Source organism: Flavobacterium sp. N502540, assembly GCF_025947365.1.
In the GTDB taxonomy this organism is placed as follows: Bacteria; Bacteroidota; Bacteroidia; order Flavobacteriales; family Flavobacteriaceae; genus Flavobacterium.
The window spans coordinates 3881048-3895752 of the sequence record NZ_CP110012.1 but is presented as its reverse complement, the minus strand read 5'-3'; the positions used below and the strand labels follow the sequence as shown (position 1 = coordinate 3895752).

15 protein-coding genes are annotated in these 14705 nt (G+C 34.5%); 7 read left to right on the top strand and 8 right to left on the bottom strand.

The features are described 5' to 3' along the window. The 3 genes from tssD to OLM58_RS16385 all read right to left on the bottom strand — a co-directional run bounded on the left by tssD (nucleotide 1) and on the right by OLM58_RS16385 (nucleotide 3430). The gene (gene tssD / locus OLM58_RS16395) at nucleotides 1-396 is read right to left on the bottom strand and encodes a type VI secretion system tube protein TssD (RefSeq protein WP_264529724.1); all 396 of its coding nucleotides are present in this window, start codon (nucleotides 394-396) and stop codon (nucleotides 1-3) included. 734 nt (nucleotides 397-1130) lie between these two features. Continuing rightward, nucleotides 1131-2291 (bottom strand): IS3 family transposase, encoded by a 1161-nt coding sequence (locus OLM58_RS16390; RefSeq protein ID WP_374172420.1) that lies wholly within the window; start codon nucleotides 2289-2291, stop codon nucleotides 1131-1133. 41 nt (nucleotides 2292-2332) lie between these two features. Further along, entirely contained in the window at nucleotides 2333-3430 is a 1098-nt protein-coding gene (locus OLM58_RS16385; protein WP_264529723.1) for an IS3 family transposase, read from the bottom strand. A 371-nt stretch (nucleotides 3431-3801) separates the two neighbouring features. Between OLM58_RS16385 and OLM58_RS16380 the strand changes: the two genes are divergently transcribed. Both OLM58_RS16380 and OLM58_RS16375 read left to right on the top strand, forming a co-directional pair. Beyond that, nucleotides 3802-4038, top strand: coding sequence for a DUF6965 family protein (locus tag OLM58_RS16380; RefSeq protein ID WP_264529722.1), 237 nt, complete (start codon nucleotides 3802-3804; stop codon nucleotides 4036-4038). A gap of 540 nt (nucleotides 4039-4578) precedes the next feature. Further along, entirely contained in the window at nucleotides 4579-4863 is a 285-nt protein-coding gene (locus OLM58_RS16375; protein ID WP_264529721.1) for a hypothetical protein, read from the top strand. 449 nt (nucleotides 4864-5312) lie between these two features. Here OLM58_RS16375 and OLM58_RS16370 read toward each other — a convergent pair whose 3' ends face one another. From OLM58_RS16370 to OLM58_RS16360, 3 genes are all read right to left on the bottom strand, one after another. Next, nucleotides 5313-5963: a nucleotidyl transferase AbiEii/AbiGii toxin family protein gene (locus tag OLM58_RS16370; RefSeq protein ID WP_070908640.1), complete on the bottom strand. Its 651-nt coding sequence runs from the start codon at nucleotides 5961-5963 to the stop codon at nucleotides 5313-5315. Continuing rightward, entirely contained in the window at nucleotides 5963-6475 is a 513-nt protein-coding gene (locus tag OLM58_RS16365; RefSeq protein WP_070908641.1) for a helix-turn-helix transcriptional regulator, read from the bottom strand. The genes OLM58_RS16370 and OLM58_RS16365 overlap by 1 nt, the downstream gene beginning before the upstream one ends. Before the next feature lie 382 nt (nucleotides 6476-6857). After that, nucleotides 6858-7961, bottom strand: coding sequence for an IS110 family transposase (locus OLM58_RS16360; protein ID WP_264529720.1), 1104 nt, complete (start codon nucleotides 7959-7961; stop codon nucleotides 6858-6860). A gap of 288 nt (nucleotides 7962-8249) precedes the next feature. Here OLM58_RS16360 and OLM58_RS16355 point away from each other — a divergent pair, with 288 nt between their 5' ends. From OLM58_RS16355 to OLM58_RS16335, 5 genes are all read left to right on the top strand, one after another. Then, a complete protein-coding gene (locus OLM58_RS16355) occupies nucleotides 8250-8639 on the top strand; it encodes a single-stranded DNA-binding protein (protein ID WP_070908642.1) in 390 nt (129 codons plus the stop codon). A 786-nt stretch (nucleotides 8640-9425) separates the two neighbouring features. Further along, nucleotides 9426-9890 carry a PcfJ domain-containing protein gene (locus OLM58_RS16350; RefSeq protein ID WP_070908643.1) on the top strand — a complete coding sequence of 155 codons (465 nt, stop codon included), beginning with the start codon at nucleotides 9426-9428 and terminating at the stop codon, nucleotides 9888-9890. Between the two features lie 78 nt (nucleotides 9891-9968). Then, on the top strand, nucleotides 9969-10622 hold the full coding sequence (locus tag OLM58_RS16345) for a helix-turn-helix domain-containing protein (protein WP_230001308.1): 654 nt from the start codon (nucleotides 9969-9971) through the stop codon (nucleotides 10620-10622). A gap of 237 nt (nucleotides 10623-10859) precedes the next feature. Then, nucleotides 10860-11264, top strand: coding sequence for a Mu transposase domain-containing protein (locus OLM58_RS16340; protein ID WP_264529719.1), 405 nt, complete (start codon nucleotides 10860-10862; stop codon nucleotides 11262-11264). Between the two features lie 380 nt (nucleotides 11265-11644). Next, nucleotides 11645-11896 (top strand): ATP-binding protein, encoded by a 252-nt coding sequence (locus OLM58_RS16335; protein WP_070908644.1) that lies wholly within the window; start codon nucleotides 11645-11647, stop codon nucleotides 11894-11896. 135 nt (nucleotides 11897-12031) lie between these two features. Here the strand turns inward: OLM58_RS16335 and OLM58_RS22160 are convergent, their stop codons facing one another. After that, a complete protein-coding gene (locus OLM58_RS22160) occupies nucleotides 12032-12256 on the bottom strand; it encodes a zincin-like metallopeptidase domain-containing protein (RefSeq protein ID WP_413614500.1) in 225 nt (74 codons plus the stop codon). A 498-nt stretch (nucleotides 12257-12754) separates the two neighbouring features. Continuing rightward, the gene (locus OLM58_RS16330) at nucleotides 12755-14704 is read right to left on the bottom strand and encodes an OmpA family protein (protein WP_264529718.1); all 1950 of its coding nucleotides are present in this window, start codon (nucleotides 14702-14704) and stop codon (nucleotides 12755-12757) included. Nucleotide 14705: the final 1 nt, after the last annotated feature.

Here is a 14705-nt window from a genome sequence, read left to right as displayed (position 1 = left end):
TTAGATTCTAGCCCAGTTGTTATCTAATGTAGCATTACCTAAAGTAATTTTCTCTGCAGAAAATGTAATCTCAGTAGTCATTGGAGTTTCGGCCAAAGCATCTAACTGCTCACTAAAGAACACAATAAAAGCGTTTTCAAAAGTAAGTTCTTTCATTACCTGCTCAGAGTCAGCTTTGAAAAATTTTACTTTCCCGCTTACCGGTTTATGTTGACTGTTTACCGCTTGTTCGATAACTGTAGTGTTGTCTGTAGATTTTACTCTTAGGTTTAATCTACCTCCTTTAATTTCAGATGAAACAGCTCCTTTACCATCGGTATGTCTTAACATATCAACTTTTGAAAATAATACTTGATACTCGTTTCCTTCAAACTCCAAAATTGCCTTAAATGCCATAAAAAAATAATTAAATTGTTAAAAATTGTTTTTTAGAACGCTCTCTTTGTTGTTTGACTAGTATTACAAAAAAAAGAGGCATTCCATATGATTTTAGAATGCCTCTTTTTTGCACTAGACGTACTTTTTTTGATTTACTTCTTGTAGGAAGGCGAGGGGGATTCGTAATCAATATTAGTACGAATATACAACTACAAATGAAACAAACAAATTTGTTTGTAATATTTTTCATAAAAATAACATACTAAAACCGAAGAAACCACTCCGATATGTAAGAATACAACAGTTCGCAGAGATTAACAGCAAACTAATCCTATTTTCCATGGCTAAACTACAAATTCGGTTGATATTTATCGCCCCATTCCAATTTAAAGCAAGTGTCTGATCCCAATTCAAAATGACCTCGTAGATTCTGAATAAAATGACCATCTCCGTTTTTGATTAAAAACTATATTTTTTCAGCTGTTAATTAGTTTTTGTAAATTTTTAGGAAAGGAAGCAAGATATTTTTTTTATTCTAAAAAATCAACTAATATTAATATGGGTTGATAAATTCAATTACTCTAGAAAATTTAAAAATTATCATAGTAATTTTTAGTTGGTCAAATAATATCTGATGTGATTTTAAATATATTGATAGGGAAACGCCCATCTCAAAAATAAAAGAAGAAAAAACAAAGAAGAGGTTTGTCTAGGTAGTTTCTCAATTACACACTTAGAGAAACACTACCTTTTTAGATTAAATTATTAATTTTATCAAATTCTTCGATTGTCTTGTAGTCTAAGAATGAATGCCTTCTCTTTTTATTATACCAGTTTTCAATATATTCATACACTTTCACTTTCATTTGATTACGCGGTAAGAGTTTATTTCCATTAATTAACTCAGCTTTAAAAGAATTGAAAAAACTTTCAGAAACGGCATTATCATAATGACTTTGTCTCCGACTCATACTACGCCGAACGCATTTATAGGAGTCTAATGTACTGGTGAAAATTTTATTGGCATATTGAACACCTCTATCAGAATGAAAAATTAAGTCTTTAGCAATTTTCCTGTTTTTAATCGCCATTTCCCAAGCAGGCAAGGTAGTTTGTTTAGTGCTCAATCGATCGCCTAAACTCCATCCAATGATTTTCCTGTCAAATAAATCCATAACAATGGTAAGGTATAGAAAGCCGTTTGTTGTTTGTATGTGTGTAATATCGGAAACCCAAGCTTTAGAAGGTTCATTAACTCTAAATTCTCTATTTAATACATTTGGAGACACATAATGATTATGAGTTGAATCAGTTGTGACCTTATATTTTCTTTTGACTTTTCTTCGAAGTCCCAGCATTTTCATATATAGTGATACTCGCGAGCTGTGTATTTTAAATCCCCTCTTTTCAAGTTCTTTAGTAATTTTTATGCAACCATACGTATGTTTAAATTCATAAAATATAGCTGTAATTTCTTCTTTTAATAAATTTACTCGAATTTTCGTATTTGTAGGTTCATGTTTTTTTCTCCAGTAATATGTACTTCTCGACACTTCTAAAACGGTACATATCTTTAAAATTGAGAATTTAGATTTATTGTTTTCAATGAATTGTTTAATCATTACTTTTCCTTGAGAAACGTATTTACTTCCAGTTTTTAAAATTTCCAGTGTATGCTGTGATTCTTTGAGTTTTTTTTCAAGATTAGTAATTAAGGCTTGTTCGGGAGTTAATTTTAAATAACCACCCCCACAAAAACTTCCTTTTCCAAATTTTTCAAAGTCTTGCCGCCATCTGTTTAAACAAGTTGGAGTTATTCCCAGCTCTCTTTCAACATTTTCAATGTGCCCCTTTCCTCTGTCATAACTTAATTTAACTGCATATTCTTTGAAAGTACGTTCATATTTTTTCATATTCTGAAGTTTAATTATTTGTAAAAAAAACGACTCCTTTTTTAATGCCTATTTTCAATATATTCAAATATTTTTTCTTCTATTTGTTTTTTAGTCAGAAGTATATTTAAAGCCATTAGTTCAGATCTAAAAGAAGTAAAAAAGCGTTTAGGTATAGCATTATCTAAATGATTCCTTGTTCGGCTCATGCTTTGTCTGACTTCTTTATAAGAGTTTAATTTATGAGTAAACAACTTATTGGCATATTGAGGTGATCGATCAGAATGAAATATTAACCCCTTCTTTATTTTTCGATTATGAACCGCCATTTCCCACGAAGGGATAGAAGTTTCTTTTATTGTTAGTCCATCACTCAGAGTCCATCCAATAATTTTTCTGTCAAATAAATCCATAATAATTGTTAAGAACAAAAATCCAGTGACTGCTTCTATGCTGCTTATACCCGAAACCCAAATCTGAGAAGATTCTTCAGCTTTAAATTGTCGATTGAGAACATTGGGAAAAACATAAGGATTATAAAATTTACTAGATGTAGCTTTATCTTTTCTTCTAACCTTGCTAGTAAGACCTAGTTTTTTCATGTAGAGAGTAACTTGAGCACACGATAATTTGAAACCTCGACTTTCTAATTCTGCTGAAATTTTTTTGTTACCGTATATCTCTTTATATTCATGAAATATAGAAGTTATTTCTTCTTCTAATAAGATTGTTTGGCGTTGCCTTGGAGATATTACATGATTTTTCCATCTATAATATGTATAATCTCTTATACCTAAAACTTTACACATTCTCCAAAGTGGATATGTATCTAAATTGTTTTCAATAAAATGAAAAATCTTTGGTTTCCCTTCAGAGATATATTTACTTGCGTTCTTAAAAATTTCAATTTCAATTTCCGTATCCTTAAGCTTTTGCTTAAGTGTTCTTTTAAGTTCGGAAAATCTTTTTTGTTCAGCGGTTCTAAAACGCCCCCTTCCACAAAAACTTTCTTCTTCATATTTTTGGAACTCGTTTTTCCATCTATAGATGTTTGTAGCAGCGATGCCAAATTCTTTTGCAACTTTAGAAAAATTTGTTTCGAGCGCTAGTTTTACAATATTTATTTTAAAATTACGGTTATAAATTTTATTCTTCTCCATTTCCTAAAGTTTAGGTTCCATTACGTGAATTTAAGAAATAATGAGATAGATATATAAAATAATAAAAGATAATGCTTTTGTAATCATATCATTATCTTTATTAAAAATCTAGGTTATGTAGGGAAATTAAAGTGGTAACCTGGGTATATTAATATCTAAAATTCATTGAAAGCACTTCTTCAAACAGTAAAAGGAAACAAAGATTTATGGGATCACAAAATTATCTGCGTGTAAAAAATAAATCCAATCCCGCAGCTACAATTCTCTGAGTCTCAGATGAGTTTAAAAAAACAACCCCAAAACAATAAAAATACTTTATACTATCCCCCTCCACCCTTGCCCTCTCTGCAATTTTTACCTAATTTTGCCCCATGACCCCAGAAGAAATAAAACGCTATTTTGAAGCCACTCCCCCTCCACAGGAAGTGGAGTTAAAGCCATGGGCTAAAATCACAGATTCCCAGCTTTTCCTTAAAAGCTGTTTCCTTACTATATACCATTATAAAGGAGACCTTGAGATGTGCCCTGCCTGGTGGCATTTAAAAGAGTTCTATACACTTGTAAGACGAGGTTCAAAGGAAACTAAAAACGAGAATCAATCGGAATAAAGCTGAAATTTGCAGCCCTGCTTTAAATGCATATTTATATTTACTAAATAGTGATGGATCTACCCTGGTCTAGATTCCCTCGCAATTTCTGATCTAGCCCCGATTGCTTCGCCAATTCGCTCCGCTCGTGTGCAGTGGAAGTCCTTTTGTGCCGGTGTTCGGCACAAAAGATTGTAACGGATAGCGGGAAAAAGCTCCTAAAAAATAATAGTATACACAATCAACGACGATAATCATTCCAAAGTAGTTTCCCCCGGCAGTTCCTGATACGGGATTCATCTAGGTCTAAAACTAAATCAGCTGATTCTAAGCTATAATAAAACAGCATCAGTAAAAGCAAAACAACTCATTCAAAGCCTATTGGTGCACAAATAAGAGATTCACTATATCATTGTTATATTCCCTAGCAAGCTTACTGCCTGCACAAAGTGGGCCAAAATAAGCCGCACTGGCGCCGTTTCATAAAAAAAGCAAACTAAATAACAATCATTAAAATTCATTTTTATGACAGCGTGAATAAAAATCTAAATAACAAGAGTAATGGACCAGCTAAATCCTTTAACGCAATTCTTCAAAGCAATAGAAAAAGACCGGCGTATCAGCATTACGCATATTGGAATTTTTGCGGCATTACTACAATTCAGAACTACTGCAAGTTATATTAATCCTATTAAAGCCTATAGGCATGAAATTATGAAGATTGCTAAAATAAGCGGCCCTGTTACCTACCATAGATGTATCAGAGACCTAAATGATTACGGTTATATAAATTATCTTCCAAAGAGAAATAAAAATCAGAAGAGCATAATATATTTCACCGTTTAAGAGTTTACTAAAATTCTCAGTAAAAGATAGCAAAGCTATTTTTATGAGAAACTTGAGTTCTTTATCTCACGAGTAGATATTTTTTTGCCACAAAAAGTTTAGGTGTTTTTTAAAGATATTTCACCACTTTAAGTTTTGTGGCAGAATCGTGGCACATGCTGTTTTTGGGAACCAGAAATGTAGCAAATTCAAGGTCAAAAAAGGTGAGGCTCAAAACTGTATTACAATCTGACATCTGTCATAAAACTAATCATTGAAATAATTGATTTGATGGCAGATAATAAAATAGAATATCACTGGAGTGATGGACATTACGAAAACTTTGATCTTAGAAAAGAAGTTCCAAACCAGTAACAGTCCCAATAAAAAGAAGTCTGTTGTGATTATTAAATAAAAAACGGGCATATGAAACTTTTGTCAGACATACAGTACATGTGATATACCACTATCTAAGCCTTCTTTACTTTTTTCACAGCAGCTTCAATATCTTCTTTGACAAACTCCCAGTATTTACCTTTAAGGCACTCAGGATCAAAATCATCATCAGCTGAACTAAAATCCGTAAAGTTTTTCATGATCTGCGCTTGATCGTGTGTATATTCGCTTCTAATCTTATGAAACCTCAGCATTTTACCAATATTGTACTTGGGCAGAAGTTCGTGAAGATCCCAGAAATCCTTCTTACGTCCTCCCCTTGAAACAACATCCACCTTCATGGCAATGATCTCCTCCACTGTGGCCATACGTACCCCTTCAATTACAATAGCATCCTGGATAAACTTGTCATTGCTGTAATAAACATCCAGCTTTACTGTGTTTTCCCTGTCGATCCCTATAAGAAAAGATCTGCCCATGGCAGTAATACCTCCAAAAACTTTATCTACATATGGGAAATTTTCCCTCAAATACCCTTCAAGCACATCAAAATCTACGCTGTTGTAATCCTCATCTGTGAAAAGATCAATATCAACAGAAAGCCGGTGTCCGATCTGAAGGCTCAGAGCTGTACCGCCAACAAGCCGAAATACCTCAAACTCTTCAGCCTGCATCAGCCTTAGAAGACTCTCCTTTAAAAGCGGATTTACCGTTTTCCAATACATCACGACCTTTTGGCTTTACTGTAATTCGGACTTGCGGTAAAGTGGGGCTTTGCAGCCGTTTCGCGAAGAACAGGCTTTATTTTCTCAATACCGTAAAAACGTACAATTTCTTTTTTCTCACTCATGTTTCCGCGCTCAAAAACCCTCGAGATAACAGCCTTCGACTGCTTCTCCCAATTAATCGCATCGATATTGGTATCCCAGAAAAGTCCTCTGCGAAGACGGCTCAATTCAGGATGCCGCCTCTGTGCTGATTTTTCTTTCTCCTTTTTAATATCGTAATAAACTTGTAATACCAGCAGCGCCCCTTCTGGAACACCAAGGGCTTCTTCTATTTTAATGGCCAAAGCAGTATTCAGATTTCTCTTTCCCTTTACAATCGCATTGATAGTCTGAGCATGCTCAGAGAGGGTATGCGCAAAAGAAAGCTGGGATATGTTTCTCTTATCCAGCTCACGCTTCAGTACAGCACCGGGATGAATCCCCTTATATTTTTCATAGTCCCTTTTCATACTGCAAATATAAACAAATTTGTTTACATAACAATCTGTCTGACTGCTGCTAAATACACTAAAAAAACAGGAACACTTTCATTGAAAACAGGCTAAAAGGGCAGCCAAAGTAGTGCCCGCCGTCTCCTGCATGCGCATAACGGCTCACGACGCCCTTCGGGACTTATAGCACTCCGGCTCCTTATCCGGACACTTGATTTGTGCTTTCTTTTTTCCCGTTTTCTTCTGAAAATAATTTTTAATTGATAAGTTCTTTGACATAAATAAAACACTAGAGGGTAATATTTTCTTTTGCGCGCTCTTGGCTACAACTGTTTGTTCTTAGCGTTTAGGGGCAATTTCTTTTGCGCGATCACATTTGTGTCGGCAGCAAAAGACGACCTCAGAGGGCTTGGGTTATTTCAACCTCAATGCCCAATTTTTTTAGTTTGTCAATATAGGACTGAACTTGATTTTGCTTTCTTCTGGAATCAATGTAATCATAGCCTAATTCTAAATAAGGAACTTTATATTTTATCATGAAATAGGCAGCAGTCAGCATTTTATGACCAACAGCAACTAGAACTCTTTTTTTACCGCGTCTAACAAGAAGGCTTTCGTATTTTTTACGCAGATAACAATCTTTTACACCTGTCGCTGACCATGCACATTCTATTAACATTAGTTTCAAATGCTGATTGCCGCTTGTAATTCTGCTCGAGCTCATTTTTCCAGCACTCTCATTATTACCGGGGCAGACTCCTGCCCAAGATGCCAGATGATGAACTGTTGGGAATTTGTCCATATCAACACCTATCTCAGCAATCATAGAAGCGGCACTTATAGAATTAACTCCTGGAATTGTTTTTAAAAGATCAATCTCTGTTGAATATTGATTGCACAGTAAAGCTGTTTCTCTGTCTATCTTAGCGATCCTATAATTTATGTTTTCAATACTAAGTCGAATAGTCTCAAGCATAAATTTATGGTGATCAGTAAGCTTACCTTTTAAAGCTTCTTTGAGAATATCTTTTTTCATTTTGATAGATCCATGACATAAGGCAAGTAGTTCTTCAAAATTATTATTGCCCTGCAGTAAAGCTGTTATGATTAAAATTCCTGTTTTACCAAATAAGTCCGTAATAACATTACTGAGTTTAAAATTAGCATCCTGAATAACTCTTTCAAATCGGTTCCGTTCTGCTGTTGCATTCTGTACGAGTTTTTTTCGATAACGAGTCAGGTCTCTTAAGTCTCTTATTGTATTTGGTGGAACAAAGCTTGCTTTCAACAAACCGCTAAAAAGGAGTTTAGCTAGCCATCGACTGTCCTTTTTATCGGTTTTATGCCCCGGAATATTCTTAAGATGCCTTGCATTTACAAGAAGTATTTCAAATTCATCACTGAGAATATTAAAAACAGGCTTCCAGTAAACACCTGTACTCTCTATTGACAAATGAGTGATCGCAAAAGGATTTAAGCCAACCGGATAAACCTCGCAGATCATTGGTATAAGTAGTAAAAGTTTTTGTCTCAGTTATGATACCTGTACCCATTACAGTCACAACCAAAGTATCACGATGCACATCCATGCCTGCGCCTCGCTCAACAACCTGAGGAAATGAGATTTGTGATTTCCATGATATAAAATTTACCATAAAGTTACGGTACCCCATTTTCATGGCTGTTTGCGCTTGCGTTTTTTTTATATCATGACAATTTCTTTTGAAAACAATTTTTGGGAGTACAGGGAGAAAGAAATTTTAAACAATAGTAATCACTAAAATTTAAAATCATGGAAATCACAGGACGAATTGTAAAAGACGCCTCCGTTTTTAAAGTAAAACAAAACCGTGAGGCCGTAAACTTCTCCATAGCAGTCAACGACAGCTATAAACCAAAAGACAGCACCGAGCTGAAAAAAATTGTCACCTACATCAACTGCTCCTACTGGCTTTCCGCCAAAAAAGCTCAATGGCTCAAAAAAGCCTCAGTAGTGGAACTCTTCGGGCGCATTAGTATGAATGTCTATATCGGGAACGATTCCGAGGCGCACGGCTCTCTGACCTTTCATACAAGTCACATTAAAATCCTCGCATTTGCTAAAAGTGAAAAGGAAACACTGCAGATAAGTGCAGGCGCTAAAGCCAATACCGAAAAAGAACCGGACGGCCTGCCCTTTTAATAAAACATTAAATGCATAAACCTTAAAAAAATCAGTTACGAAAGCCTTTGAAAAATCAATATACGCCGAGTTTGACCTTTGTCAAGCTTTCAATAAAATAATCCTTTCCAACTTGGAATCATACAGCGAAACCAAAAAAAGAAAAACTAAAATCCTTTATAGAAGATTTACAAAATGCAGGATGTATCAGCGGTATGATTTCCTAATTTATCTACTATACAGACTGCAAAAAATTCTACATCAAACATCTTGATGATTTGGAAAATATCCGCGAAGAACTCGAGAATTCCACTGTCTGGAATGCATCCACTCTTGGAAACCTCAACTGCAGAATGAGTCTTGCGCAAAATATATAAAATGTAATGCCTGCGGGGGAAAACTAAAAATACAGGGCTGTAACCAAGTACATTTCAGAGAAATCGAATACTCTGCCGTTTTAGAGATATGTGAAAGTTATCAGGTGGTACGCATTATCTGCTCACACAAACACATGAAAAAGAATTTCCCCCCGCTTACTCTCACAAAGAAGTCATGCAACATTGGATAAATCCAAAAGGCGAAGTGTGAACACTCTCACTGAGCACAAACGTTTTTTTTAATCTCTACGACGTTTGGAAATATTATTACCCACTTGAAATTCGCCCTAAGGATTTTCAGAACTCCTCAAAATACCACATTAACCCTTACAAGGTTTATCCCATAATGAAAATCCTGCCCCTTTTAAAACGCAATGGCTTTTAAACCGCTTTTTATGGTATCGCTCCACAAATCCTCTTCACTGCGCTTTTGAAAGATTCCATTGCAGAAACTATTCTCAAAGCTTCCCGAACTTCATTGCTCAGCTATTATCTGACCTCACGAGGACAAAACATAAAACAGAACTGGCAGGTAGTAAAAACCACTCTGAAATACCACTATAAAATTGAAGACTATAAAATATGGGAGTATTATATCGACCTGCTCCGATTCTTTAAAAAAGACCTCAGCACCGAGATGCTAGCCTGTCCTGAAAACCTCAATGAAGCACATGACAGGCTCGTTACAAAAAAAAGAAAAGTGCAGAGAAAAAAACACCTGCTGGAAATACGCTCAGAGATGCGCGAAGCACAGCAAATTTATGCCAAGCAAAAGAAACCTTTTTTCGGACTGTGTTTCTCCAAAGAAAACCTCAGCATATCTGTAATTGAAACCGTAAAGGATTTTATGGATCAAGGAGATGCCCTGCATAACTGCATTTTTACCAATGTGTAAATTCTGGTAAAAGTGACCACCCTATTCCGGTAAAAGAGATCAATTGACTCCGGTTCAAAGTGACCACCTCAAAAAGCCATGTTTGCAAAGAATATCTTACTTGTTTTTAAAACAAAAGATATGGCAAATAAACGACTAGATATGAGAAACATTTTGCAATTATTACGTTTATATACTCAAGGAGTAAGTAAGCTCCAAATAAGCAGACAATTAGATTTGTCGCGCAATACTGTAAAGAAATATATTGAATCATTTCATCAAAATTCTTTTACCTATCAAGAGTTATCAGGTCTTAGTAATGAAGATCTGGAAGAACTCTTTGATGGCCAGATAAAACCCGCTCCAGAAAAAAACATAGTTTTAGAATCCTTATTTCCCACGATAGAAAAAGAGTTAAAGCAAGTTGGTGTTACCCGCCATTTGCTCTGGGAAGAATATAGGGAACATTACCCTGATGGTTACAGTTATTCTCAGTTTTGCTATCATTATCAAAATTGGCGAGGCAAACTCAAGCCATCTATGCATATGCATCATAAGGCAGGAGATAAAGTTTTTGTAGACTATAACGGAAAGAAATTATCCGTTATTGACCAATCTACAGGAGAGCTTTATGAGGTAGAAGTTTTTGTAAGTGTTCTAGGGGCAAGCGGACTTACTTTTGTAGAGGCTACCAGAACCCACAACAAAGAAGACTTTATAGGAAGTCTGGTAAAAATGCTAGACTATTATTAGGGTGTTCCTAGTGCTATTGTAACTGATAATTTAAGAACTACTGTTAAAAAGAGTGATAAATATGAGCCCTTAGTAACGGAATATTTTCTAGACTTTGCTTCTCATTACGGAACTACGATACTACCTAACAGAGCTTATCATCCAAAAGATAAGGCTCTGGTTGAAAATGCAGTAAGAATAATTTATACCAGAATTTTTGCTCCTTTACGCAAAGAAGATTTTTTTACTATAGAAGCTTTGAATGATGCTATTTTGCCGCTTTTAGAAAAGCATAATACAATGTCTTTTAAAGGCAGGAAATACTCCAGATTAGATTTATTTAATGAAATAGAAAAAGAAACACTATCATTCTTACCTCTTAATGCCTATCAGCTTAAATGTTTTTCCAAAGCAACCGTCCATAAATCCAGTCATGTCTATCTCAACAAAGACAAACACTACTACAGTGTTCCTTTTATTTATATGGGTAAGAAGGTCTTGATTATTTACAGTAAAACCACTGTTGAAATTTATCATGGACAGCGCATAATAGCCTGTCATAGCAGAGATTATTCCAAATATCTTTATACGACAAATAAAGAACACATGCCTACATCATATCAGTTTGTGGCAGAGTGGAACCCCGAGAGGTTTATCCAATGAGGAACTTCTGTTGGAGAATTTTGTAAATCATTTATTACACAAATATTAGATAAAAAACAGCATCCAGAGCAATCTTATAAATCCTGTACCGGTGTACTAAGCTTAGCCAATAAAGTAGGCAATGACAGATTAAACAATGCTTGTAAGAGAGCGATGGATTATGAAAAAATCAATTACCCAATCATCAAATCTATCCTAGAGAAAGGATTAGATTTAATTGATGAAGATCCTACTATTGAAGACAAAGAAATACCCAAACATAATAATAATAATAATAATAATAATAATAATAATAATAATAATAATAATATCAGAGGTCGGGAATATTACAAATAATAACCATTAATAAATAACTGTATAAATGATCAAACGTTAAAAAAATGAAACAATTAAAGCTCTACGGGATGTCTAGAGCCTTTAATACTACTTTAAAAGCAAGTACCATTGATGAACTTATTACCTATTTAATTAACTCCGAATATGATGACAGAGAAAATCGAAAAGTAGAAAGATTAATCAATATTGCCAAGTTTAGATATAAAGCTTTTATGGAAGAAATCGATTTTGATAGTTCCAGACGAGTAGAGAAAAACCTGATAAACAGACTTGAGTTTTATGATTTTATATTTTAAACTACTTTTTAGACACCTTTTTGAGTTCATTTATATTGCTCACTTTCATCCAGAATTAGGTGGTCACTTCGTCCAAAATATCCACTTAGCCTCTTCTTTAGGTGTTTCTGCTGAATCAGTATCCGCATTTCTACCTTATATGTAATTGACATCCTCTTGGGATTGTGTCGAAACTTTGAGGAAAAAACGATTGCAATTTTTCAATTCATTGACCACAATTTTGTTACAACTTTTCAAGTACTTTGCCGAATTGTCTTTGGTTTGGAATAATATTCTCGCTTCAGAACACATAAGGACAACACCCAATTCCACAATAAGTTCTTCAAAAGCATAACTCTTACTTCTAAAACTTCCCGTCAAATCACTATTTAATCTTTTCTTTGCTCTTGTGGAATGGGTCAACTCATGTAAATAAGTTCAGTAATACGAAGCCTCTTTTAAAAAGCCTTAATGTTGGGCATATTGAGTTTATCTGTTGAGGGCTGATAATAAGCTCTGTCTCCAAGAAAATTCATCTGACAATAAATCTTCTTTTTTCTTAAGACTGTTTAAAAGTTAGTGAGATACTCCCCTAAATAATAGAATATACTAAACCTATTATAGATTTGATAAAAGGGGAATTTGCTATGTTATTTATTTTAAAACAAATAACTACATCAAATATAACAATTGTTTTAACACTCTTAAAAAAATAAAATCTGTTTTGTCATAAATAAAATATAAATTAATCTGTATAAAAGCTTAATACAATTGGATCTTCTTCCGGACTGTACGGCACAAAAAAAAGCTGCAAGATTACCTTGCAGCTTTTCATAACAATTTAATTGACTCAACTTTATTAAAAAAGCTAACTCTTTATTACATCGAAACAATAATGAACTCACTTCTTCGATTTGCCTGATGTTCTTCTGTAGTACATTTTACGCCATCAGCACATTTATTCAGTAATTGTGTTTCTCCGTACCCTTTTCCGGTTATACGATCAACAGCTATTCCTTTTTTAACCAGCCATGCCACTGTTGCTTTAGCTCTTCTGTCGGAGAGTTTTTCATTGTACGCATGTGTTTGTCTACTGTCTGTGTGCGAGCGAACATCAATTTTCATGCTTGGATTTTGAATCATCACCTGACGGATTTTCTCTAACTCAATGGCGGCCTCTTTTCGAACAATCGATTTACCTAAATCGAAATAAATCATTTTTATATGTAAAATTTTCGCCAAATCGTCACCCACAATCAATTTTTCAATCGTTTTTTCGACCACTTTTTGAGGCGTTTTTTTCAAAGGCAGTGTCAAACTTGTTTTATCGATCGCTTTAGGCAATTCATTAGTGTCATAATCTTGTCTTGCAGCGCGAACAAAGTATTCTTTATTGCAGTTTACTTTAAAACTATACTTCCCATCGGCTTTGGTTATTACCTCTCCTATTATCTGAAGCTGATTGTCCAGTAAATTTACTTTTGCATTCTCTAATACCAAATTTGTTTCGGCATCTATAACAGTTCCTGATAAAATCTCCTCACAAGGCAATTTTCTGGTTTCCGAAAAACGATAAACGTCATCATAACCATGTCCTCCATCTCTATTGGAGGAGAAAAAACCGGTTCTGCTTTTACTGTCCATTATAAAACCAAAATCATCCACTTTTGTATTTATAGGAGCTCCAACATTCTGAACTTCGCTAAAAGTCAAATCATTTTTAATAGTCGAAACATAGACATCAAGTCCTCCTAATCCCGGACGTCCGTCGCTGGCAAAATACAATTCATTGTCTCCTGATATAAAAGGAAAAGTTTCTCTTCCCTCAGTATTAATTGCGGCTCCCAGGTTTTCAGGTTTACCAAAACTGCCATCCGTATTAATCGTCACACTATACAAATCTGATTGTCCAAAAGTACCCGGCATGTCTGAAGCAAAGTATAACTTTTTTTCATCTACACTTAATGTCGGATGTGCCACACTGTATTGATCACTGTTAAAAGGCAATTCAACAATATTCGTCCATTTACCTTTTATGTAACTTGCCTTATACAATTTTAACAAAGTGACCTTCTTGTCGTCTGTCCCTTTTGTACCGTTTAGAAAATTGTTTCTGGTAAAATACATCGTTAATCCGTCTTTTGTAAAAACAGGAGTCGATTCATTAAATTTTGAATTAATCTTATTCTCAAAACGTTTCGGAATTCCTACACTACCATCGGCGTTTAATTCTGCCGAATAAAGATTTGTAAACGATTTATTGGTCCATTTAAATTTTGCTTTGGCAACTCCGCCCGTGTCTCTGGCAGACGCAAATACCAATTTATTATCTAAAAAAGAACTTCCATAATCTGAGTATCTTGAATTAATTCCGGCATCGGCAATTTCAAATCTCCCTGAATTGTTTTTTATCTGCTCTAAATAATTTTTATTCTTTTCAAATAACAATCCTCTTTTATCAGTACTTGCTTTTTGGTTGAAAAGCTCTAATATTTTATCGGCTTTGGTATAATTTCCAGTTGCTTTTAGGGTTTGAGCATATCGGTAATAATACTCAAATTCCTGTTGATCATTCATTCCGAAAAGAGCTTTGTACCATTTTAATGCTCTCACCAACTCGCCATTAAAATAATAGGCGTTACCCAATCGTTGGAGCATTTTTTCCTCTTTATATCCTTTTTCTGCTACCTTTTCGTAAGTAGCAATTGCATCTATGTAAGCATACTGATTGTAATTTTTATCAGCTTTGTCTAAACCTGACTTTTGTGCCATTCCACTAAAAAAAACGGAAGACAGAAAGACCGTATATGCTATTTTTTTTATTTTCATA

What these genes read in the sequence shown, in the direction of transcription:
- tssD (WP_264529724.1), bottom strand. Translation starts at nt 396, where the DNA reads ATGGCATTTAAGGCAATTTTGGAGTTTGAAGGAAACGAGTATCAAGTA.
- OLM58_RS16390 (WP_374172420.1), bottom strand. Translation starts at nt 2,291, where the DNA reads ATGAAAAAATATGAACGTACTTTCAAAGAATATGCAGTTAAATTAAGT.
- OLM58_RS16385 (WP_264529723.1), bottom strand. Translation starts at nt 3,430, where the DNA reads ATGGAGAAGAATAAAATTTATAACCGTAATTTTAAAATAAATATTGTA.
- OLM58_RS16380 (WP_264529722.1), top strand. Translation starts at nt 3,802, where the DNA reads ATGACCCCAGAAGAAATAAAACGCTATTTTGAAGCCACTCCCCCTCCA.
- OLM58_RS16375 (WP_264529721.1), top strand. Translation starts at nt 4,579, where the DNA reads ATGGACCAGCTAAATCCTTTAACGCAATTCTTCAAAGCAATAGAAAAA.
- OLM58_RS16370 (WP_070908640.1), bottom strand. Translation starts at nt 5,963, where the DNA reads ATGTATTGGAAAACGGTAAATCCGCTTTTAAAGGAGAGTCTTCTAAGG.
- OLM58_RS16365 (WP_070908641.1), bottom strand. Translation starts at nt 6,475, where the DNA reads ATGAAAAGGGACTATGAAAAATATAAGGGGATTCATCCCGGTGCTGTA.
- OLM58_RS16360 (WP_264529720.1), bottom strand. Translation starts at nt 7,961, where the DNA reads ATGATCTGCGAGGTTTATCCGGTTGGCTTAAATCCTTTTGCGATCACT.
- OLM58_RS16355 (WP_070908642.1), top strand. Translation starts at nt 8,250, where the DNA reads ATGGAAATCACAGGACGAATTGTAAAAGACGCCTCCGTTTTTAAAGTA.
- OLM58_RS16345 (WP_230001308.1), top strand. Translation starts at nt 9,969, where the DNA reads ATGTTTGCAAAGAATATCTTACTTGTTTTTAAAACAAAAGATATGGCA.
- OLM58_RS16335 (WP_070908644.1), top strand. Translation starts at nt 11,645, where the DNA reads ATGAAACAATTAAAGCTCTACGGGATGTCTAGAGCCTTTAATACTACT.
- OLM58_RS16330 (WP_264529718.1), bottom strand. Translation starts at nt 14,704, where the DNA reads ATGAAAATAAAAAAAATAGCATATACGGTCTTTCTGTCTTCCGTTTTT.